Annotated in this window: 23 protein-coding genes and 1 tRNA gene; 9 read left to right on the top strand and 15 right to left on the bottom strand. The window is 67.4% G+C overall.

What is annotated here, in order from left to right:
- Nucleotides 1-17: 17 nt before the first annotated feature.
- Nucleotides 18-398 (bottom strand): DoxX family protein, encoded by a 381-nt coding sequence (locus ATO4_RS10420; protein ID WP_083591463.1) that lies wholly within the window; start codon nt 396-398, stop codon nt 18-20.
- 297 nt (nt 399-695) lie between these two features.
- Entirely contained in the window at nt 696-2,084 is a 1,389-nt protein-coding gene (fumC, locus tag ATO4_RS10415) for a class II fumarate hydratase (RefSeq protein WP_083591462.1), read from the bottom strand.
- Nucleotides 2,085-2,305: 221 nt separating this feature from the next.
- Here fumC and ATO4_RS10410 point away from each other — a divergent pair, with 221 nt between their 5' ends.
- The gene (locus ATO4_RS10410) at nt 2,306-2,521 is read left to right on the top strand and encodes a hypothetical protein (RefSeq protein ID WP_083591461.1); all 216 of its coding nucleotides are present in this window, start codon (nt 2,306-2,308) and stop codon (nt 2,519-2,521) included.
- Nucleotides 2,522-2,672: 151 nt separating this feature from the next.
- Here the strand turns inward: ATO4_RS10410 and ATO4_RS10405 are convergent, their stop codons facing one another.
- A complete protein-coding gene (locus ATO4_RS10405; RefSeq protein WP_139802376.1) occupies nt 2,673-3,338 on the bottom strand; it encodes an OmpA family protein in 666 nt (221 codons plus the stop codon).
- Nucleotides 3,339-3,697: 359 nt separating this feature from the next.
- Here ATO4_RS10405 and ATO4_RS10400 point away from each other — a divergent pair, with 359 nt between their 5' ends.
- Together ATO4_RS10400 and ATO4_RS10395 are read left to right on the top strand one after the other, a co-directional pair.
- Entirely contained in the window at nt 3,698-4,660 is a 963-nt protein-coding gene (locus ATO4_RS10400) for a sensor domain-containing diguanylate cyclase (protein WP_245308674.1), read from the top strand.
- 188 nt (nt 4,661-4,848) lie between these two features.
- Nucleotides 4,849-5,952, top strand: a complete 1,104-nt coding sequence (locus tag ATO4_RS10395) for an esterase-like activity of phytase family protein (RefSeq protein WP_083591460.1) — start codon at nt 4,849-4,851, stop codon at nt 5,950-5,952.
- Nucleotides 5,953-6,015: 63 nt separating this feature from the next.
- Here the strand turns inward: ATO4_RS10395 and ATO4_RS10390 are convergent, their stop codons facing one another.
- Both ATO4_RS10390 and ATO4_RS10385 read right to left on the bottom strand, forming a co-directional pair.
- Complete coding sequence (locus tag ATO4_RS10390) at nt 6,016-7,233, bottom strand: glycosyltransferase family 39 protein (RefSeq protein ID WP_083591459.1); 1,218 nt, start codon at nt 7,231-7,233, stop codon at nt 6,016-6,018.
- A 158-nt stretch (nt 7,234-7,391) separates the two neighbouring features.
- A complete protein-coding gene (locus ATO4_RS10385; RefSeq protein ID WP_083591458.1) occupies nt 7,392-8,423 on the bottom strand; it encodes an aspartate-semialdehyde dehydrogenase in 1,032 nt (343 codons plus the stop codon).
- Nucleotides 8,424-8,789: 366 nt separating this feature from the next.
- Between ATO4_RS10385 and ATO4_RS10380 the strand changes: the two genes are divergently transcribed.
- Nucleotides 8,790-9,431 (top strand): thiamine diphosphokinase, encoded by a 642-nt coding sequence (locus ATO4_RS10380; RefSeq protein ID WP_083591457.1) that lies wholly within the window; start codon nt 8,790-8,792, stop codon nt 9,429-9,431.
- 246 nt (nt 9,432-9,677) lie between these two features.
- Nucleotides 9,678-9,754 (top strand) — tRNA-Arg (locus ATO4_RS10375).
- Between the two features lie 106 nt (nt 9,755-9,860).
- Here the strand turns inward: ATO4_RS10375 and ATO4_RS27705 are convergent.
- From ATO4_RS27705 to ATO4_RS10355, 5 genes are all read right to left on the bottom strand, one after another.
- Nucleotides 9,861-10,022 carry a hypothetical protein gene (locus ATO4_RS27705; protein ID WP_176222935.1) on the bottom strand — a complete coding sequence of 54 codons (162 nt, stop codon included), beginning with the start codon at nt 10,020-10,022 and terminating at the stop codon, nt 9,861-9,863.
- Nucleotides 10,023-10,202: 180 nt separating this feature from the next.
- Nucleotides 10,203-11,039 (bottom strand): S-formylglutathione hydrolase, encoded by an 837-nt coding sequence (gene fghA, locus ATO4_RS10370; RefSeq protein WP_083591456.1) that lies wholly within the window; start codon nt 11,037-11,039, stop codon nt 10,203-10,205.
- Nucleotides 11,039-12,148, bottom strand: a complete 1,110-nt coding sequence (locus ATO4_RS10365) for an S-(hydroxymethyl)glutathione dehydrogenase/class III alcohol dehydrogenase (protein WP_083591455.1) — start codon at nt 12,146-12,148, stop codon at nt 11,039-11,041. The genes fghA and ATO4_RS10365 overlap by 1 nt, the downstream gene beginning before the upstream one ends.
- Before the next feature lie 198 nt (nt 12,149-12,346).
- The gene (locus ATO4_RS10360) at nt 12,347-12,781 is read right to left on the bottom strand and encodes a pyridoxamine 5'-phosphate oxidase family protein (RefSeq protein WP_083591454.1); all 435 of its coding nucleotides are present in this window, start codon (nt 12,779-12,781) and stop codon (nt 12,347-12,349) included.
- Nucleotides 12,782-12,906: 125 nt separating this feature from the next.
- Nucleotides 12,907-13,719, bottom strand: a complete 813-nt coding sequence (locus ATO4_RS10355) for a class I SAM-dependent methyltransferase (RefSeq protein WP_083591453.1) — start codon at nt 13,717-13,719, stop codon at nt 12,907-12,909.
- A gap of 157 nt (nt 13,720-13,876) precedes the next feature.
- Here ATO4_RS10355 and gloB point away from each other — a divergent pair, with 157 nt between their 5' ends.
- Both gloB and ATO4_RS10345 read left to right on the top strand, forming a co-directional pair.
- Nucleotides 13,877-14,647 carry a hydroxyacylglutathione hydrolase gene (gene gloB, locus ATO4_RS10350; protein ID WP_083591452.1) on the top strand — a complete coding sequence of 257 codons (771 nt, stop codon included), beginning with the start codon at nt 13,877-13,879 and terminating at the stop codon, nt 14,645-14,647.
- On the top strand, nt 14,647-15,096 hold the full coding sequence (locus tag ATO4_RS10345; RefSeq protein WP_083591451.1) for a cupin domain-containing protein: 450 nt from the start codon (nt 14,647-14,649) through the stop codon (nt 15,094-15,096). The genes gloB and ATO4_RS10345 overlap by 1 nt, the downstream gene beginning before the upstream one ends.
- A 30-nt stretch (nt 15,097-15,126) precedes the next feature.
- On the opposite strand, the gene ATO4_RS10340 is transcribed toward ATO4_RS10345, so the two are convergent.
- The 4 genes from ATO4_RS10340 to ATO4_RS27700 all read right to left on the bottom strand — a co-directional run bounded on the left by ATO4_RS10340 (nt 15,127) and on the right by ATO4_RS27700 (nt 17,960).
- Nucleotides 15,127-15,966 (bottom strand): EamA family transporter, encoded by an 840-nt coding sequence (locus ATO4_RS10340; RefSeq protein WP_245308680.1) that lies wholly within the window; start codon nt 15,964-15,966, stop codon nt 15,127-15,129.
- 40 nt (nt 15,967-16,006) lie between these two features.
- Complete coding sequence (locus ATO4_RS10335) at nt 16,007-16,243, bottom strand: YrhK family protein (protein ID WP_245308673.1); 237 nt, start codon at nt 16,241-16,243, stop codon at nt 16,007-16,009.
- Nucleotides 16,244-16,329: 86 nt separating this feature from the next.
- Nucleotides 16,330-17,550, bottom strand: coding sequence for an MFS transporter (locus ATO4_RS10330; protein WP_176222934.1), 1,221 nt, complete (start codon nt 17,548-17,550; stop codon nt 16,330-16,332).
- 11 nt (nt 17,551-17,561) lie between these two features.
- Complete coding sequence (locus ATO4_RS27700; RefSeq protein ID WP_176222938.1) at nt 17,562-17,960, bottom strand: acyl-CoA thioesterase; 399 nt, start codon at nt 17,958-17,960, stop codon at nt 17,562-17,564.
- Between the two features lie 228 nt (nt 17,961-18,188).
- Here ATO4_RS27700 and ATO4_RS10325 point away from each other — a divergent pair, with 228 nt between their 5' ends.
- Nucleotides 18,189-19,304 carry a GTP-binding protein gene (locus tag ATO4_RS10325; protein ID WP_083591447.1) on the top strand — a complete coding sequence of 372 codons (1,116 nt, stop codon included), beginning with the start codon at nt 18,189-18,191 and terminating at the stop codon, nt 19,302-19,304.
- Complete coding sequence (locus ATO4_RS10320; protein WP_083591446.1) at nt 19,304-20,281, top strand: WD40 repeat domain-containing protein; 978 nt, start codon at nt 19,304-19,306, stop codon at nt 20,279-20,281. Before ATO4_RS10325 ends, ATO4_RS10320 begins: the two co-directional genes overlap by 1 nt.
- A gap of 21 nt (nt 20,282-20,302) precedes the next feature.
- Here the strand turns inward: ATO4_RS10320 and ATO4_RS27695 are convergent, their stop codons facing one another.
- Nucleotides 20,303-20,638, bottom strand: a complete 336-nt coding sequence (locus tag ATO4_RS27695; RefSeq protein ID WP_210191051.1) for a transcriptional regulator — start codon at nt 20,636-20,638, stop codon at nt 20,303-20,305.
- Nucleotides 20,639-20,966: the final 328 nt, after the last annotated feature.

Below are 20,966 nucleotides of genomic sequence, written 5' to 3'. Positions count from 1 at the left end.
GCGGCGTTGGCCGCCGATCAGGCGTAGCGGCTCTCGCGCTTGGTCTTGTCGACGGCGATCGAACCGGCGCCGGAGCCGGCGAGAACGAGGAAGCCACCGGCAAGAGCAATGTTCTTCAGAAGCGCCGTCTGATCCGCGCCATGGACGAGGAAGCCGGTGGCGACACAGAAGAGGGCGAGCGCGATGCCGACGATCCTCGTCTGGAAGCCGACGACGACGGCAATGCCGGCCAAGAGCTCGAAGGCGCCGACGAGATAGGCCATGAGAAGCGGCGCCGGGAAGTTCAGGCTGGCGAGGAAGCCGGAAAAGCCCTCGGCGCCGGCCAGCTTGCCGAAGCCGGAGATGACGAAGATGGCCGCGAGGAGAACGCGGCCGGCGAGAATCAGGGTCTGGTTCATGGTGTGGCTCCGATGATCGCCCGGCCGGGATTTCCGTCGGGTCGGTTTCGATGACGCAGAGATAGCCGAGAGCGATCGTCAATGCATCGGGGCGAATAGCCAACGAATTGTCAATGATCGACGATACAATCGGGCAGCAGAGATCCAGCGCTGCCTCTCCCGGCCGGGCCCTGCGGCGGCCTTCTCCCGGGCGGGGAGAAGGGGTTGGGCGGCGGGGAAAGGGAGCTGGCGCAGCCCCTGCGTCCGGCTGGCCCATGCGTCAGGCATGGCGTCGTGCCGTTTTGTCAGTCCCGGCCGTCAGGCCGGCGCGATCATCGTCCGGGGATCGACGATGCGGTCGTAGTCCTCGCCCGAAACGAGACCGGTGGCGATCGCCTCTTCGCGGAGCGTCGTGCCCTTCTTGTGAGCCGTCTTGGCGATGTTGGCAGCGTTGTCGTAGCCGATGGTCGGCGCCAGTGCCGTCACCAGCATCAGGGACTGCTGCATGAGGCTGGCGATCCGCTCCTCGTTGGCCTCGATGCCGTCGACACAATGCTCGGCGAAACTCTCCATGCCGTCGGCGAGAAGCCGGATCGAGGAGAGGACGGCGTTGGCGATGACCGGCTTGAAGACGTTGAGCTCGAAATGACCCTGGGAGGCGGCGACGGTCACCGTCGTCTCGTGGCCGAACACCTCCGTCGCCACCATCGTCAGTGCCTCGCACTGGGTCGGGTTGACCTTGCCGGGCATGATCGAGGAGCCCGGCTCGTTGGCCGGCAGGTTCAACTCGCCGAGGCCGGAGCGCGGGCCCGAGCCGAGGAAGCGGATGTCGTTGGCGATCTTCATCAGATCGGCGGCCAACGTGTTCAGGGAACCGTGGAAGAAGGTCAGCGCGCCGTGGGAGGCCAGCGCCTCGAACTTGTTCTCGGCGGTGCGGAAGGGATGGCCGGTGAGCTTGCCGATCTCGGCGGCGATGTCCGTGTCGAAGCCGATGGGGGCGTTGAGCCCGGTCCCGACCGCGGTGCCGCCCTGGGCGAGCGCCAGGACGCCGTCGAGGGAATCGGCGATCCGCTTCTTCGCCAGCTGCAGCGCCATGGCATAGCCGGAGAATTCCTGCCCGAGGGTGACTGGCGTCGCGTCCTGGGTATGGGTGCGGCCGATCTTGATGATATGCTCGAATTCCTTCGCCTTCCTGTCGAGCGAGGCATGCAGCGTCTCCAGCGCCGGGACGAGACGGGCATGGGCCTCGATCACGGTCGCGACATGCATCGCCGTCGGGAAGACGTCGTTGGACGACTGGCTCATATTGACGTGGTCGTTGGGGTGGACGGGCTTCTTCGAGCCCATCTCGCCGCCCATCATCTCGATCGCCCGGTTCGAGATGACCTCGTTGACGTTCATGTTGGTCTGGGTGCCCGAGCCGGTCTGGTAGACGACCAGCGGGAAGTGGTCGTCGAGCTTGCCGGCGATGATCTCGTCGGCGGCCTTCTCGATCGCATCGGCGATCTCCGCGGGCAGCCGGCCCTTGGCCGCGCTGACGCGGGCGGCCGCCTTCTTGATCGTCGCCAGCGCATGGATCAGGGGCAGCGGCTGGCGCTCGATGCCGATCTTGAAGTTGTTGCGCGAGCGCTCGGTCTGGGCGCCCCAGTAGCGATCGCTGGCCACCTCGATGGCGCCGATGGAATCGGTTTCGGTCCGTGTCGTCATGGGGGTGCCCCTCCTTCGAAGACGTTTGGCTGATCTGCCAATAGCGGCGGCAGCGTGTGATCGGAAGAGCGCCGGCCGGCTAAAATCGTTTGAAGGAGCGGGCGCCGAGGAGCACCTCGATAGCCGGGTCACAAAGGCGCCGTTGAAAAACCTTGTCATTTTGCCAGCGTGCCCGAGTTTCTCCTTCACCAACCAAGTGTGCGTTTCGGAAGGATCGAGACATGAAGACCATCGTGAGGAGCACCGTCGTCCTGAGCCTCGTCGCCGGGCTGGCGATCAGCGCCGGCTGCAGCCGGACCCAGAAGACGCTGGCGGGTGCCGGCATCGGCGGCGCGACCGGCGCCGTGGCCGGAAATGCGATTGCCGGTAGCGGCGGCGCCATCGTCGGCGGCGTCGGCGGCGCGGCCGTCGGAGGCGCGGTCGGCAACCAGTACTGACGCGGGCGCGGCGAGACCGCGGGCCGGCGCCACACTCCCCGGCGGCGGCAGGGCAGATTGCCGCGAGATCGCCAGTTGCAAGCATCGAAACGACGAAGGCCGGGCCCCATCGAGCCCGGCCTTCGTCGTTCATGACATGACGGGCGCGCGATCAGCCCGAGGTCAGCGGCGAGATCGAGATCTCCACCCGGCGGTTCTGCGCGCGGCCGGCCTCCGTGGCATTCGACGCGACCGGCCGGCTCTCGCCGAAGCCTTGGGTGTTCAGCCGGCGCGGATTGACGCCCTGGCTCGCCAGATACTGGCTGACCGAGGAAGCGCGCTGCTGCGAGAGCTGCAGGTTGTACGAGTCCGAGCCCTGGCTGTCGGTGTGGCCATAGACGTCGACGATCGACCGGTCGAACTCTTCCAGCACGAGCGCGACGGAGTTCAGCGTCTGGTAGAAGCCCGGCAGGATCGAGGCCTGGTCGGTCGGGAAGGTGATGTTGGAGGGCATGTTGAGGATGATGCGGTCGCCGACGCGGGTGACCGAGACGCCGGTGCCGCGCAGCTGCTGGCGCAGCTTGGCTTCCTGATTGTCCATGTAGAGACCGATGCCGCCGCCGGTCAAAGTGCCGACGCCGGCACCGATCAGGGCGGCACGGCCGGCATCGGTGCCGGTCGCCCGCCCGATCACGTAGCCGCCGAGGGCGCCGACGCCGGCGCCGATACCCGCACCGCCGAGGGTGTTGGAGATCTTCTGTTCGCCCGTATAGGGATCGGTGGTGCAGCCGGCGAAGGCGGCGGTGAGGGCGAGAGCGAGAGCGAGTTTCTTCATCATGTCCAGCCTTGAGATCGGGCATTCGCCGCCCGCTTGCTTGTCCTTCTGAAGGGCCGATAGAGACCACAGACGGCTGGATTAGGGCTTGTGCGGGCGGCCCAGGATTTCAGAGCCGGTGTTGCCTTGAGGCAACGGTCTCGCGCTGGCGAAGTCATCTTCTGATCGCTGCAGCGTCGACGATCTGGCACGACGATCCACCGGTCGCCCGATCGTGCAAGCGCTCGTCGGTTCACCGCCGTCGAGCGGTGGCCGCCGAATGTGACGCCGATGAGCGACGATCGCTGCGTCGAATTTCCCGAGAAACAGCCATCTCGATCAAATCGTAAACCCATTCCAGCGTAACACTTTGACCGAGCCGGATGCGGCTGTCGGAGGCACAATTGCGGGAACTACTCGACAGAGCTACCAGTGGCCAGATCGCCTCCCAGCGCGACCTGTACGTCGTCCTGGATTGCCTTCCGATGGCCATTTCCTGGGCGGTGCTGCCCAGCGGCGAGATCCAGTTCATGAACCGGGCCTTCAAACGGCTGTTCGGCTATGGCGACGGCAGTTTCCGGACGGTCGATGAATGGATCGATCATGCCTATATAGATCCAGCCGGTCGGGCTCACGCGCGCCAGCGCTGGCAGAACCTCTGGCAGCCCCGGGCAAGCGGCATTTCGGAGGTCGATGCCATCGAGTTGCGCGTGCTCTGCGCGAATGGGGCGGTCCTGACCGTGCAGCACCGCGGCATCCTCCTGCACGACGTCAACATCGGGATCGCGACCTTCGAGGACATTTCTTCGCGCAAGGAAGCCGAGGAGGCTCTCCGCCGCATCTCCTATGAAGACGCCCTCACAGGGGCGGGCAACCGGCGCGCCCTGCAGGCGCGGTGGCTCGACGAAACATCGTCCCTCGCCAGCAACGGGGACCAGATGCTGGCGGTGCTGCTGATTGATCTCGACAACTTCAAGCCGGTCAACGACCAAATGGGCCACGAGGTCGGAGATGCCGCTTTGACGGCCGTCGCCGGGCGGCTGCGGGAATGCGTCCCGGGGAGCGATCTGCTGTTCCGCATCGGCGGTGACGAATTCGTCATCCTGCTCCCCGGTCTCAGCGCCCCCAGCCAGGTCGACGCCCTCTCCCGGCGCATCGAGCAGGCCTTCGCGGAACCGTTCATCGCGGGCGATCACACGATCACGCTCGGGGCGACGATCGGCGCCAGCCTGTGGCCGCGGGACGGCGCCGATCTGCGTGACCTCCTGCGACAGGCCGACGAGGCGCTCTATCGGCTGAAGAAGACGAGAAAGGGCGGCTTTGCATGGTCCCGCACGCCGCTGTGAGCGGGCGAACCACCTCACCGGGTGGCCCGGCTGCAGGTTGGCGTGTCGAGGGTCTGTGACAGGGCGTTTGACCCGTCCCGTCCTGCCGACCGGCGACGGCCGGGGCGGCTCTTGCCTGAAGCCGCCTGTCATCGCCCTGTCAGGTGAAGGCGCGACAAGGGGGCATCGTTTCCATGAGGCCAAACGCCATGTCGTTCACTCGTCGCCTGATGGCGACTGCCGCACTCGGCTTCCTCGCTGCCAGCAGCACGGCGGTGTTCGCCGAGGACGCCGCGCCGCTGCCGCAGCCGACCTATCGCGGTCAGATCGTCCTGCCGACCGGCCTGACGATCGCCGGCACCGAATTCGGCGGCATTTCCGGCCTCGACTTTGATGCGGAGACGGGTCTCTTCTACGCCATCTCCGACGACCGCTCGGACAAGGCGCCCGCCCGGTTCTACGAACTGAGGCTCGCCCTGTCGGACACGGGCATCGCCACTCTCGACATCGCGGCGACCCATACGCTGCGCAGCGAGGACGGCGAGGCCTTCGCCAAGGGTGCCGTCGATCCCGAGGCGATCCGGCGCGACGGGACGCGGGATCGTCTCGTCTGGTCCAGCGAGGGCGATGCCGAAGGCCGGCCGCAGATCGTCGTGGCAACGATGGACGGCAAGGCGGAGAAAACCCTCGACCTGCCGGAAGCCTTCCTGCCGAATGGCGATGGAACCCGCGGCGTCCGCTCCAATCTCGCCTTCGAAGGATTCGCGATCTCGCCGGACGACCAGACCCTCTATGCCATCACCGAAAATGCCCTGGCCCAGGACGGCGACAAGGCGACCTTCGAGGCCGGCAGCCGGTCGCGGCTTCTGACGATCGATCTCGGCAACGAACGCCCCGGGGCCGAGTATTTCTACGAGACCGACCCGATCCCGTTCCGGCCGACGCAGCCGGTGAAGTATGCCGACAACGGGGTGAGCGAATTGCTGGCCCTGCCGGACGGCCGGCTGATCGTCGTCGAGCGGGCCTATGTCGATGGGATCGGCAATCGCATCGCCTTCTACGTCGTCGCGCCGCGGGATGAGCAGGCAGTGTCGGCCGATGCGCGGGCCAAAGACATCGCGCCGCTGAAAAAGACGCTGTGGTTCAAGATCGACGAGGGCGACTTCGGCGGGCTCGACATCGACAATATCGAGGCGGTCAGCTGGGGGCCCGACATCGGCGGCGAACGTTCGCTCGTGGTTGCCTCGGACAACAATTTCAGCCGTCACCAGAAGAGCCAGTTCATTCTGTACACCCTGCCCGGAAACGAATGACCCGGCCGGGCGCCGAAGGACGCGAGAGGCTCGCGGCGGCGACGCGCCGCCGAGCCTTCGTGCTCACATGCCGATCCCATAGGCCCTGAGCACGAAGGCGACGACGCTCGCCAGGGCCAGAATAATCGCGCAGAAGATCAGGAAGCGGTTGGCCCAGCCGGTCGCGTCCACGGCTTCGAGAATGGCGGCCGCGGCCGCCGGAAGCGTGATCAGGATCGGGTGCAGCCAATAGCCCTTCACCTCGGTCGTTCCGCTGACCAGAATCAGCGCGAAGGCCAGGAGGAACGACGCGGCGATCGCCGTCAGCAGATAGCGCGTCCCGACGCCGAGGCGTGCGAGGCTGCCGCGCACGATCCGTCCATCGATGCAGGCGACCAGACCGGCGATGAGCGCCAGGACGATCAGCGGGCCGCAATAGGAGAGGGTGTTGAGGGCGAACTCGCCGGCCCCTTCCAGCCGGTCGAGAAGGAACGAGCCGGAGCCGTGGAAGCCGAACTTGCCGGCGCTGTCGTCCAGGGTCTCGAGCCTTCCGGCGGCGAGCCAGGTCAGCGGCGCCGCGAGGATCGCCGCGCCGACGGCGGCTGCGACGAGCATCCCGCCGGCCCGCAGGCGCTTGCGGACCTCGGGCAACAGAACGATCGCGCAGGCTGCCCCTGCGAGCCCGATGAGGCTGTTGTACTTGCCGAGGAGGGCGAGCGCGGCACTCGCGCCGGTCAGGGCATAGGTGCCGGTGCTCCTGCGGCGAAGCAGCATCAGAACCGCCAGCTGAAAGAGCGCGGTGAACAGCATCCCGCTGAGCGAATGGCTGAAGCTGCGCTGCGCCTCCCATCCGACCGTCGGCATCAGGAACAGGCCCAGCGCCGCGGCGCCCGCCCCCTGGCGCGAGAGCTGCAGCTCGCGCCCGATGCGGTAGAGGAGGACTGCGATGACACACAGGACGGCGGAGCGGGTGACGTAGATCGCCGCGATGTCGCTGCCGACCGCGAGATCGACGAGCTTGATCAGCCAGGTGTGCAGCGGCGGCTGGACGCCGCGATAGCCCCAGGCCCAGGCCGCCATGTCGGCGAGTTGTTCGCGGTCGTCGTAGCCGGGAGCGATGTCCGAGACGAGGTTGAGGGCGAGGTTTGCGAGAAGGACCAGCGCCACGAAGACCAGCGGCAGGGGCAGAGGGCCGAGACGGGCCGCCGCGAGCCGGTCGACGCGAGCATCCAGGGAAGCCGTCCTGGCGAAGGCGAGGCTGAGCAGCGCGCGGAGGCGAGATCGATCGGCCGGGGCTGACAAGGCTGTCTCCGAGGGGCGCAAGGCTGGCCGCGGGACCCCGCAGGCACGGGACCGCCGGCGCGTGCCTGGCGGTCCCGGGTCTTCTATGGGATCGGGCGCAAGCGGTCCACCACCGCCAGAATTGCCGTCAGGCGCTTTGCGGTGGTGCCGCCGGCCCGTCAGGCCGCCCGCTTCTGCTTCAGCAGACCGCGATTGACGAGGAGCTCGGCGATCTGGACGGTGTTGAGCGCCGCGCCCTTGCGCAGGTTGTCCGAAACGACCCAGATGTTGAGGCCGTTCTCCAGCGTCTGGTCCTCGCGGATGCGCGAGATGTAGGTCGCGTCCTCGCCGGCGGACTCGTAGGGCGTGATGTAGCCGCCGTCCTCGTGCTTGTCGACGACGAGGCAGCCCGGCGCCTCGCGCAGGATCGCGCGGGCCTCGTCGGCGGTGATCGGGTTCTCGAACTCGATGTTGACCGCTTCCGAATGGCCGATGAAGACCGGAACGCGCACGGCGGTGCAGGTGACCTTGATCTTCGGGTCGAGCATCTTCTTGGTCTCGACCATCACCTTCCACTCCTCCTTCGTCGAACCGTCCTCCATGAAGACGTCGATATGGGGGATGACGTTGAAGGCGATGCGCTTGGTGAACTTCTTGCGCTCGACCGGGTCGGCGACGAAGACCGCGCGCGACTGCTTGAACAGCTCGTCCATGCCTTCCTTGCCGGCGCCGGAGACCGACTGGTAGGTCGAGACCACGACACGCTTGATCTTGGCATGATCATGCAGCGGCTTCAGCGCGACGACCAGCTGGGCGGTCGAGCAGTTCGGATTGGCGATGATGTTCTTCCTGGAGAAGCCCACGACGGCGTCGGCATTCACCTCCGGCACGATCAGCGGCACGTCCGGATCGTAGCGGAAGGCGGAGGAATTATCGATGACGACGCAGCCCTGCGCTGCGATCCTCGGCGACCACTGCTTGGAAATCTCGCCGCCGGCCGACATCAGGCAGATGTCGGTGCCGGCGAAATCGAACTGGTCGAGGGGCTTCACCTTCAGCGTCTTGTCGCCGAAGGACACCTCGGTGCCCTGGCTGCGGCGCGAGGCGAGCGCCACCACTTCGTCGGCCGGAAAGCCGCGCTCGGAAAGGATCGACAGCATCTCGCGCCCGACATTGCCGGTGGCGCCGACGACGGCAACCTTGTAGCCCATGGGAATTCGACCTTCTCTCGCTCTCCCCTTGCCAAACGATCGAGCACGCTCGTCCTCCGCCCCGGGGGAGACAAGCGGGGCGGGGCGTCAGCTAATCGACGTTTTCGAGGTCTGGGAGCGTACGGTCATGGCAGGTGATATGCGCGGGAAGACAAATCTTGTCAATCACGGGAATTGAGGGTCGGCGGCCGACCGCAACCTCGAGCCCGCGCGCAAGCTCGTGAGGCGGGCGGCCATCGCGGCGGTGTCGGCACGAGCGGGTTTCGCGATACCCGCTTCCTGGCGTATCGAGCCATTGAACCGCATGACGATCGACCCGTTGCCGATGTGTACCGGCTGGGATCGTGCTGAAGGGAATAACAGTCAATGTCGCATTTCGCCATCCTGCTTGCCGGCCGCATGGCGCCGACGGCCGAGCTCCGGGCCCTGGTCGCGGCCGCGCGGGTGATCGCCGCCGATGACGGGATCCGCCATGCGGCGACACTCGGGCTGGCGCCCGAACTCTGGGTCGGCGACTTCGATTCCGCTCCCGGCGAGCCGCCGATCGCCTTGGCCGGCGTCAGGCGCGAGACCTTCGAGCGCGACAAGGACAAGACCGACGGCGAACTGGCGATCGAGGCGGCGATTGCGCTCGGCGCGACGCGGCTCACCCTCGTCGGGGCGCTGGGCGGTCCGCGCAGCGACCATGCCTTCGCCCATTTCATCCTGGCGCTGCGCTATTATCGCGCCGGCCTCGACATCGCCCTTTGCGATGGCGCCGAATCGGCCTTCCCGCTGTCGGCCGAGCCCCGGCATTTCGAACTCGAGCCGGGAACGCAGTTCTCGGTGCTGAAGTTCTCGGCCGTGACGGGCCTGACCATCGAGGGCGCCAAATGGCCGCTCGCCGACGTCGACCTGCCTTTCACCTCGATCCTCACCCAGTCCAACGAGGCCGCCGGCCCGATCCGCGTCAGCGTGAGGCAAGGCGATGCGATCCTGCTCGCCCAGGCCGATCCGACCGTCCGGTGAGCTTCGGTCTCCCGATCTCCGATCGGCCGCGCGGGGTACCGTGCCGCGCGAGGATGCGGGAAACGAGCCGCGCTTTCTCCGGCGTGTCGGCAGCGGGCATCCGGGGGAGGGCCGGTCGACCCGGCGCGCCGGGTTCATCCGCTCTCCGCCCGACCCGGCGACCGGCTCGCTCGCGCGAAAATTTGCGAATGATCCAGGCGAGGCCTTGGCCTGCGGCCCCGGTTTCACTATGGTCCGCGGCCGTGTGGTCCCGTAGCTCAGCAGGATAGAGCATCAGATTCCTAATCTGAGGGTCACTGGTTCGAATCCAGTCGGGATCACCATCAAAATCAATATGGTACAGCTGACGTTGTAGAACGTCAGTGGAACGCCTGAGACTTGTGAGACTTCGTAAGAGGTCTCACAAGTCTCAGGCGTTCACGGGCGTTCTCACTGTTCGGCCTTTGCCTCCCAAGCGATCATCGCGCCGATGGCTGAGTCGGCCATGTCCGGACGCTGCGCCAGAGAGTGCTCGAGAATGGTATGGGCGCTGGCCACCGTGTGGCCGGTGACGGACACGATCTGCGGGATGGTGGCGTTGCCGAGCGCCATGCGGACGACGGCCGTAGCGCGGGTGCTTGTCCTGGAAGGTCGCTACGGACGGGCAGGGAGCCAGCCGCCAGGCGCCGGCGCCGGCATCCTCGCCTTCGCCGCGCGCGAGGCCGCCCGCTCACTTCCTGCAGGATCGCGGCTAAACTCCGCGCCGCGATCCCGCTTTTCGTCATCGCAAGGTCAGCCGAGCCGCTGGGCGTGCCAGGCGAGGTGATCGGCCATGAAGGTCGAGATGAAATAGTAGCTGTGGTCGTAGCCCTCCTGCATGCGCAGGGTGAGGTCGATCCCCGCCGCCTTGCAGGCCTGGTCGAGCAGCTCCGGCTTCAGCTGGCCTTCGAGGAAGTTGTCGGCCGTGCCCTGGTCGACGAGCAGCGCGTCGACCCGGGCGCCGTCCTCGATCAGCGCCACGGCGTCGTGGCGGCGCCAGGCTGCCTGGTCGTCGCCGAGATAGCCGGGCAGGGCCTTGTGGCCCCAGGGCACCTGGCTCGGCGCGACGATCGGCGAGAAGGCCGAGACCGCCTTGAAGCGATCCGGGAAGGTCAGTCCGATCGTCAGCGCGCCGTGGCCGCCCATGGAGTGGCCCATGATCGACTGGCGCGCCATGTCCGCCGGAAACTCTTGCCCGATCAGGGCGGGGAGTTCCTCGGTGACGTAGGACCACATGCGGTAGTTCGCCGCGAAGGGCTCCTCGGTGGCATCCACATAGAAGCCGGCCCCGAGGCCGAAGTCGTAGGCGCCCTCGGCATCGTCCGCAACGCCGTCGCCGCGGGGCGATGTGTCCGGCGCGACGAAGATCAGGCCGAGTTCGGCGCAGGCCCTGCGGAATTCGCCCTTTTCGGTGACGTTGGCATGGGTGCAGGTGAGGCCGGAGAGATACCAGACCACCGGCAGCTTCGCGCCTGCCGCATGGGGCGGCACGAAGACCGAGAAGGTCATCTCCGTGCCGGTCTCCTTCGACGCGTGGCGATAGACGCCCTGGACGCCGCCATGGGCGGTGTTGGTCGAGACGGTTTCCATCAGTACACCACCACCGAGCGGATCGACTTGCCCTCGTGCATCAGGTCGAAGCCCTTGTTGATCTCCTCGAGGCTCAGCGTGTGGGTGATCATCGGGTCGATCTGGATCTTGCCGTTCATGTACCAGTCGACGATCTTCGGTGTGTCGGTGCGGCCGCGCGCGCCGCCGAAGGCCGAGCCCTTCCAGACGCGGCCGGTGACGAGCTGGAACGGCCGGGTGGAGATCTCCTTGCCGGCTTCCGCGACGCCGATCACGACCGAGACGCCCCAGCCGCGATGGCACGCTTCCAGCGCCTGCCGCATGACCGTGGTGTTGCCGGTGCAGTCGAAGGTGTAGTCGGCGCCGCCGCCGGTCAGCTCGACGAGATGGGCGACGATGTCGCCCTCGATCTGCTTCGGATTGACGAAATGCGTCATGCCGAAGCGCTCGCCCCAGGACTTCTTGTCGTCGTTGAGGTCGACGCCGATGATCTTGTCCGCGCCGACGAGCCTCGCGCCCTGGATGACGTTGAGACCGATGCCGCCGAGGCCGAAGACGACGACGTTGGCGCCCGGCTCGACCTTCGCCGTGTTGACCACGGCGCCGACGCCGGTGGTGACGCCGCAGCCGCAGTAGCAGGCGGTCTTGAAGGGCGCGTCCTCACGGATCTTCGCGACGGCGATTTCTGGAAGCACGGTGAAGTTCGAGAAGGTCGAGCAGCCCATGTAGTGGTGGATCGCCTGACCCTTGTAGGAAAAGCGCGAGGTGCCGTCGGGCATGAGCCCTTTCCCTTGCGTGGCGCGGATCGCGGTGCAGAGGTTGGTCTTGCCGGAGAGGCACGACTTACACTGGCGGCATTCCGGCGTGTAGAGCGGGATGACGTGGTCGCCGGGCTTCACATAGGTGACGCCCGCGCCGACCTCGCGCACGATCCCGGCTCCCTCGTGCCCGAGGATCGAGGGAAACAGCCCTTCCGAATCCAGCCCGTCCAGCGTGTAGGCGTCGGTGTGGCAGATGCCCGTCGCCATGATCTCGACGAGGACCTCACCCTGCTTCGGACCCTCGAGGTCGAGTTCGACGATCTCGAGGGGTTTCTTCGCCTCGAAGGCGACGGCTGCGCGCGTTTTCATGCAAATCTCCTGCGAGGTGCCCCGGCCGCTTGCTAGCGATTTCGCGCGGCAATGCAAATCCCGCAATGCGAGAAAGGCGAGGAGAGGCATGCTCGCGCTGGCCGAAACATCTGCCGCGGTGCCTGAGGACGCCGCTTCCGCCCGACCCATGAGGTGACTTTCCGGAGGGGGACGGGCAGAAGCGGAAATGGGCGAAGATCAGAGGGAGATCTCGCCCTCGTCGCCGCCGTCCCAGTAGCGGATGCGATTCGCCTTCACCCTGATCATGATCGCGCCGGGCGTGTCGATGCCACCGGGGAACCAGCGGTCGAGATCCTTCGTCCAATGGTCGACGAAGGCCGCCTTGTCCTCGACCAGCGTCGCGCTTCCCTCTGCCGCCACGAACAGCGGCGGGCCGCCGAGCATGCCGAGGGCGCCGGTATAGGTCAGCGTGACGGCGTCTTCGGCCCTGATCTCGGCAATCTTGCGGGAGTTCGCATAGGCGAAGAAATAGCTCTCGCCGTCATAGCCCACATCGCCGTTGTTGCTCATGGGGCGGGCTGTCGATCCGCCGTCGAGGGACCGGGTGACGAGCATGGCGAAGTCGAGCTTCGCCATCTTCTTCGAGAGATCCTGGAGTGTCAGTTCGGACATGGTCTGCTCCTGTAGACGTGGCAGGATGCCTTGCGTCTCGTGGGTCAGCGAACAAACGTCCAGAGAGCACTATGGCTGCATGACGGTTGGAATGTCGTCCGGGCCGAAGCGACCGCGGCCCGCGGTCACGGGCGGATGGTGGCGATTTCCCGCCGCGCCCCGACACCTGCGCCCGCCGGGACCAGCACGGGCTTGGCCACCCGCCGTTCCTTCGCCGCCGAGGCGACCGGGACGCCGCGATAGAGCTGCTTGACGGCCTCGATGACGACGACGCCCGCGAACATCGGCCAGCAGCGGCGCCCGAGCCGCTCCAGTGCCGGCGCCAGGCTGACCAGCGACCGGCGCTCGAAGGGCGGAAAGTACAGTGCCTCGCTCCAGGCATGGGGTGTGAACGTTACCGAGCGCAGGAGCCGCGTCAGCTGGCCGCGCGACCACGGCCGGCCCGAACCGAAGGGCGTGTGCTCGAACCGCGCCCAGACGCCGCGCCGGTGCGGCACGACGATGACCAGGCTGCCGCCCGGCGCCAGCACCCGCCACGCCTCGGCGAGCAGCGCTTCGGCGCTTTCGGCAAATTCCAGCGCATGGACCATCAGGATGCGGTCGATCGACGCGTCGCCGAGCGGCAGGTCCTCGATGCCGACGAGGGCGGTCCGCAGCGGTGCCCCGGCCGGCCAGCGCTCGGCCCCTTGCGCGGCGGGCATGAAGGCGAGCGAGCGTTCGCAATCGGCGCCGAAGCGCGTGAGATAGGGCGTCGCATAGCCGAGCCCGAGCAGCCGCTCCTCCGAGATCGGCCGCCAGACCGGCGTCAGCGCCAGCGAGATCGACTTTGCCGCCGCCACGCCGAGGGGCGAGGCATAGAAATTGCAGAGGTCGATGATGTCGGCATTGGTCGACAGGGCGTGATCTCCCGAGGTTCCAGCACGGCGGCCGTTTCCCATATAAGACCACGGCTGGCTCGCTCGAAACCGTTCCCTTCGCGAATTGATCCGCGGAGCGTCGCTTTCGCTCGGACAGGTCGGTGTTCCGGCGACGGGGCGGCGGTGGCTCCTCGCGCCCGGGACCGGCGAACGCCCGCAACGCTAACCGGAGGCGATCATGGCATCCTTCGACATCAGACAGTTCACCTGCCGAAGCGACAATTTCGGCGTGCTGGTCCACGAGGCCGAGAGCGGCACGACGATCGCGATCGACGCGCCGGAGGAACAGGCGATTCTCGCCGAGCTCGAGACGGCCGGCTGGACGCTCACCCACATCCTGACGACTCACCACCATGGCGACCATGTCGCGGCCAACGAGGCCCTCAAGGCCCGCTTCCACGTCGAGATCGTCGGGCCGGAGAAGGAGAAGATGAAGATCCCCGGCATCGACCGCCCGGTCGCCGGCGGCCAGACCATCGACGTCGGCGGGGTCAGGGTCGAGGTGATCGACACGCCGGGCCACACGCTGGGCGAGGTCTCCTACTTCATGCCGGACGCCGGTGCCGTCTTTGCTGCCGACGCGCTGTTCTCGCTCGGCTGCGGGCGGCTGTTCGAGGGCGACGCCGCCATGATGTGGGAATCGCTGCAGCGGCTGCGGGCGTTGCCCGGCGCAACGATGCTCTATTGCGGTCACGAATACACCGCGACGAACGCAAAATGCGCGCTTTCCGTCGATCCGGACAACGTCGCGCTGCAGGAACGGGCGCGCGAGGTGGAAGAATTGCGCCGCGAGGGCCGTTCGACCTTGCCTGTCCTGCTCGAGCGGGAGAAGAAGACGAACCCGTTCCTCAGGGCCGACGACGAGGGCCTGATGGCGGCCATGGGGATGGCAGGCGCCGACCCTGTCGACGTCTTTGCAGCGATCAGAAAGAAGAGGGATCAATACTGATGAGTTCTGCCGCGCTCAAGATCGTCCGGAGCCTCGACATGAAGCCGCACCCAGAGGGCGGCTGGTACCGCGAGAATTTCCGCGACGAGCGCACCGACGAGACTGGCCGATCCCGCTCGACGGCGATCTACTATCTGCTCGAGGCCGGCGAGACGTCCGAATGGCACCGGGTGAGCGACGCCGCCGAGGTCTGGCACTGGTACGGAGGGGCGCCGCTGGTGATCACCATCTCCGAGAACGGCCATGACGCGTCCGCCCACCGCCTCGGCCCGAACATCGAGGCGGGCGAGCGCCCGCAATTCGTCGTGCCGGCCGGGTGCTGGCAGACCGCGACCTCGCTGGGGGAATTCACCCTCGTCGGCTGCACGGTGGCTCCGGCATTCCAGTTCGAAAGCTTCGAGCTGGCGCCGAAGGACTGGCGTCCGACGCCGCGCAAGCCGGCCGGCTGACGCATCGGTCGTCATCGACCGCCGGGTGGCTCAGGCTGCCCGGCGCGACAGCCGCTTGAAAAGGGGCAGCGCGGCGAGCCCGGCACCGGCGGTGATCAGGAGCGCGGCAGCGGCGAGTTCGAGGCGCATCTCCGCCTTGCCCGCCAGCACCAGCACCAGCGTGGACAGGAGCGGCGCGGCATAGCTCGCCGCGCCGATCACCTGGATGTCGCCGCGCTTGACGCCGTAGTCCCAGACATAGAAGGCTCCGCCCACCGGCATGAGGCCGAGGAGGACGACGGCTGTCCATTCGCCGCCGCCCTGTGGCCACACCGTTGTCTCGAAGGCGAGATGGCAGAGCAGGGAGAGGACCGCCGTCGCAAGGCAGAAGCCGGTGACGACGTCGCTCGGCACCTCGCCGAAGCGGCGCGACAGCAGCGAGTAGCTCGACCAGGTCAGCGCGCAGAGGAGGGCGAGGCCGTAGCCGAGGGCAAAGCGGGGATCGAGGGAGACCGCGCCACCGCGGGTCACGATCAGCGCCGCCCCGCAGAGGCCGAGGACGGCGCCGAGGATGTGGAACCAGCGCAGCCTCTCGCCCGGCAGCGATGCCGAGCCCAGCACGATCAGCAGCGGCCAGAGATAGGCGATGAGGCTCGCCTCGGCCGCCGGGGCGTTGCGCAGTGCGGCGAAGTAGAGCGCGTGATAGCCGAACAGGCCGGCGACACCCACGAGCCAGACGGCCGGGCGCTGCCGGAAGACGGCGAAGCCGACGCCCCGGACCTGCAGCATGACGAGGCCGATGGCGCTGGCGATGGCAAAGCTCATCGCCGCCAGCTGGAACGGCGGCACGTTGCCGCTGAGCGCGGTGAGGAGCGCCAGCAGCGCCCACATCAGGACGGCGGAAAATCCCAGGATAGTCCCGATCGATCGGTCAGCGCGCACTTGCGGTCCGAGCCTTCTCATGCCGCTCGTAGAGCGATTTCGCCAATCCGCCGAGCGAGCCGAGGAACATGCCCGTGGAGCCGACGACGAACAGCCAGACACCCAGGGTGTAGTAGGTCTCGAAGATCTTGAAGAACAGGACCGAGCCGACGACGAAGCAGAAATTGCCGAACAGGCCGATCCCGAGATGGATCCAGGAATAGTCGCGCACGAGCGTCTTGAGCATGGTTCGAAGGCCTCTCCTGCCAGAATGCATGGCCCGAACGGACCCGGACGATCCGCGGGCGCCGGCTGCAGAGATGGGCCACGCCGTCAGCATGTCGAAGGGCGGTCCGGCCGCACGGCGAGGGCAGCGAAGGCCGCGAAGGCGACGGCGCAGGATGCGGCGACGACCAGGAGCGTCAGATCGTAGCCGCCGATCAGCCACAGCAGCGAGCCCGCGAAGGGCGCCAGCGCTGCGGCGGCCGTCGCGTAGCGGGCCATCTCGCCGCTGATCGCGCCGAAATTCGTATCGCCCAAGGTCTCGCGCAGCATCACCGGGCGCATGATGCTGACCGTGCCGTAGCCGCTGCCCTGCAGGACGACGAAGACGATCGCCAGCAGCGGCAGGAACTGTGCGCCGAGGAGGCAGCAGGCCGCAAGGCCGACGGCGACGCAGCTCGTCAGCGCCACCACCCGGTTCGACAGGTGCCGCTCGAAGCCCAGAATGGCGAGGCGGCCGACCACCTGCATCGGCCCGACCCCGGCCGCCACCAGCACGGCGAAATCCTCGCTCATCCGGTTGCTCTGAAGGATCGGCAGCAGATGGTTGAGGACGAGGCTGTGGGCGGCGCCGACCAGCGCAAATCCGAGCGTCAGGAGGAAGAACAGCCGACGCCGCGACGGGGCGGCGCCCGGCGCCTCGGGCGGCGGACTTTCCCTGGTCGGAACGGGCGCCCGGGCGAGGGCGTAGGATTCCAGGCGCGAGGTCGAGAACCACAGGAGCGGCGCGGCGGCGAGCAGCGCCAGCGCCGCCATCGCCTGCGCGGCGAGCCGCCAGCCGCCGATCTCGGCGATCCAGTGGTTCATGGGAAAGCTCAGCGTTCCGGCAAATCCCGCGACGAGGGTGATCCCGGTGATCGCCCGCCGGGCGTCTGGTCCGAGGGCGCGCGTCACCACGGCAAAGCACGGCTCGTAGAGCGCGCCGGCCATCACCACGCCGAGGCAGAGCCAGATCGCCACGAAGAGGGCGAGGCTGGTGGTGAGGGACGACAGCGCGAGGAGGCCGGCGCCCACGCAGGCAGCCCCGGTCATCAGCGCCGGGCCGTGGCCCCGGTCGATCAGCCGCCCGGCGAAGGGGGCGAGCAGCGCCGAGAGCATGATCGTGCCGGCGAAGGCGGCGGTGAGGGTGGTCTTGCCCCAGCCCTCGGCGCCTTCCCACCGGGTCAGAAGCGCCGGAAAGGTGTAGTAGAACGCCGCCCAGACGATGGTTTCGCCGACGGCGAGCGCCGCGATGCTGATCGTCGGAAAGTCGGAGCGGGAGAGGCTGGGCACGGGGGCGCGGATCAGTCCAGGGTTTCGGCCGGGATCGGTGCCGGACGGCCGTCGTCGTCGATCGCCACCATCACGAAGGTGCCCTCGGTCACCTTGGCCTCGACGCGCGACGTGCGCCTCTGGGTCCAGGCCTCGATGGACAGGGTGATCGAGGTCCGGCCGACCTTGTCGATGGCGGTATAGACGCAGAGCGTGTCGCCGATCTTCACCGGCTTCTTGAACACCAGCGCGTTGATCGCCACCGTCGCGACCCGGCCCCGCGATCGCTCTGCGGCCCGGATGCCGGCGGCGAGATCCATCTGCGAGACCACCCAGCCGCCGAAGATGTCGCCATTGGCATTGGCGTCGGCCGGCATCGCCGGAATGCGAACGGTGAGTTCGCCCTTCGGCATCGCGTCGCTCTCGTCCATCGTCCCGCCCCTGCCCGAGATCTCCAGAATCAGGCGCAAAGCCCGATATCGCGGCGGCCATAGGAGGGCGGCGCGGCGCGGTTGGCAAGGCCATCGGAACGCGCTGTTGCCGGCCGACGCTTCGGCGGCGAGGCATCGAGGACAAGGGGCCCCCGTGCATTCTCGGTTTGGCGGGATTATATCGGCCCAACGACGCCCAGACGTTCCCGCTTCAACGAGGAGACACCGATGTCCGAGACCGCTGCCGCTCCGATTCCCGTCACCGTTCTCACCGGCTATCTCGGCTCCGGCAAGACGACGCTGCTCAATCGCATCCTGTCGGAGGACCACGGCAAGAAATACGCCGTCATCGTCAACGAGTTCGGCGAGATCGGCATCGACAACGACCTCATCGTCGAGAGCGACGAGGAAATCTACGAGATGAACAATGGCTGCGTCTGCTGCACGGTGCGGGGCGATCTCGTGCGTGTCGTCGAGGGCCTGACCCGCCGCAAGGGCCGCTTCGACGCCATCCTCGTCGAGACGACGGGCCTTGCCGACCCGGTCCCCGTCGCCCAGACCTTCTTCATGGACGAGGACGTCAGGGCCAAGACCCAGCTCGACGCCGTCGTGGCGCTGGTCGACGCCAAGCACCTGCCGCTGCGGCTGAAGGACTCCCGCGAGGCCGAGGACCAGATCGCCTTTGCCGACGTCGTCCTCCTCAACAAGACCGATCTCGTGACGCCCGAGGAGCTCGCCGCCGTCGAGGCGACGGTGCGGGCGATCAACCCCCATGCCGTCATCCATCGCACCGAGCGCGCCGGCATCGACCTTGCCAAGGTGCTCGGCCAGGGCGCCTTCGACCTGAAGCGCGTCCTCGACGAGGATCCGGCCTTCCTGGAGGAGGCGGCGCACGCCCATGACGACCATGTCTGCGGGCCGGACTGCGACCATGACCACCACGGGCACGACCATCACGGGCACGGGCACGATCATCACCACCATGATCACGGCCATTCCCATGCTCATCAGGCCGTCTCGCCGATCCACGACGTGACCGTCACCTCGATCTCGCTGCGCGGCGGGCCGCTCGATCCGAAGAAGTTCTTTCCCTGGATCCAGGCGCTGACCCAGGAGCAGGGGCCGAACATCCTGCGCCTCAAGGGCATCATCGCCTTCGACGGCGATCCGGACCGCTACGTCGTGCAGGGCGTCCACATGATCATCGAGGGCGACCACCAGCGCCCCTGGCGGGACGACGAAGCGCATCTCAGCCGCCTCGTCTTCATCGGCCGCCAGCTCGATGCAGAAGAGCTCGAGGCGGGCTTCACCGCCTGTGCGGCCAAGGCGAAGGCCCCCGCCTGATGCCGTCGATCGCCGCTTATGAATTCTCCGAATTCGTCGAGACCGTCTGCTTCCTCGGCGACCGGCCGGCCTTTGCACTCGCCGATGGCACGCTGCGGCTGCCGGCCGGCGGCGAGAAGGCCCTGACCCTCCACGAAGGCGGCCTCCTTTGCGCAGCCTATGACGGCATCGGCCGGCGGCTCCTGTCCGGCGGCGAGGACGGCCGCGTCGTTTCGACCTCGGACGGCGAGACGGCGCAGGAACTGGCGAGCATCGGCCGCAAGTGGATCGGCGCCGTCGCCGGCGGGCCGAACGGCGCGGTGGGCTTTGCCTCCGGCCGCAGCGCCTATGTCCAGGCGCCGAAGGCGGAGCTGAAGGAGCTGGCGCATCCGCGCACCGTCGAGGGCCTCGCCTTCGCCCCGAAGGGCCTGCGCATCGCCACCGCCCATTACGACGGCGCCTCGCTGTTCTTCCCGGCGACCGACGCCGCTCCGACGCTGCTCGGCTGGAAGGGCGCGCATCTCGACGCGAGCTTCTCCCCGGACGGCCGCTTCCTCGTCACCATCATGCAGGAGAACGCCCTGCATGGCTGGCGCGTCGACGACGGCAAGCACATGCGCATGACCGGCTATCCGTCCAAGGTAAAGGACTGGAGCTGGTCCGCCAAGGGCCGCTTCCTCGCCACCTCGGGCGCTCCGGCGGCGATCCTCTGGCCGTTCTCCGGCAAGGACGGCCCGATGGGCAAGGCGCCGCTCGAACTCGGCACCCGGGGCGACTCGCTGGTCACCGCCGTCGCCTGTCACCCGGCCGAGGACATGCTGGCGATCGGCTATTCGGACGGCATGATCCTCGCGGTGCGATTCGCCGACTCGAAGGAGGCGCTGCTGCGGCGGGGCGGGGCATCGCCTGTCAGGACGATGGCCTGGGATGCGAAGGGCGCGCTGCTGGCCTTCGGGGCGGAGAATGGCGAGGCCGGGGTGGTGGATATCGCGGGGTAGCCCCGCTGGCGCCTATCTGTCTCAGATCTTCGCAGCCTCGGTCGTCTGGACCCGTTCGACCTGAAAGGCTGCACCCTCGCTGTGGGCGAGCCGCGTCATGATGTCGAGGAGGTTGACCGCGGTGGGGCTGCCGTCCGGCCCGAGCATGCGCATCAGGCTCTTGGGGTTTTTCCCTGTCCGGCGCCCCAGTTCCTCAAAGCCGATCGTGGCGTTGACATGGGCGCGCAGCAACGCCCGCCCTTCGTCCGTCTCGCCACTCAAAAGTGTGTTCGCCGCATCTTCGAGGAGATGCCGCGCGAATTCCGGCTTTCGTGTCGCGACCGCCTTGAGTGCTTCATCGTAAGGTCGGATCGGCATGGTTCTCGATTCCCCTAAAAGGAGAGAGCAAGCCTCTATGCTGCGGAACACAGCCTGACCTAGCGGCGTTTGCATCGACCTGACAGGTTGCTGATGGAGTGAGAGGGGCATTCCGGTAGCCCCTCATCCTGAGCTTGTCGAAGGGCGAGGGGCGCCAGGCATCACCTGTATCCCGCACACCTGGAGCCTTCACCCTCGCCCTTCGACAGGCTCAGGATGAGGGTGAAGGGGAATGCGGCGGCTCGACTGTCACCCAAGTTTCAAGTTCCGCTCCCATTTGAACCTCGCGCCTCTCTGTGTCATAGGAGCATCGGGTGGGGATGTTTTT

The organism is Aurantimonas sp. 22II-16-19i, assembly GCF_002088275.1.
Taxonomy (GTDB): Bacteria; Pseudomonadota; Alphaproteobacteria; order Rhizobiales; family Rhizobiaceae; genus Jiella.
Note: the sequence above shows the minus strand (reverse complement) of the source record. Positions and strands in the feature narration are given on the sequence as shown.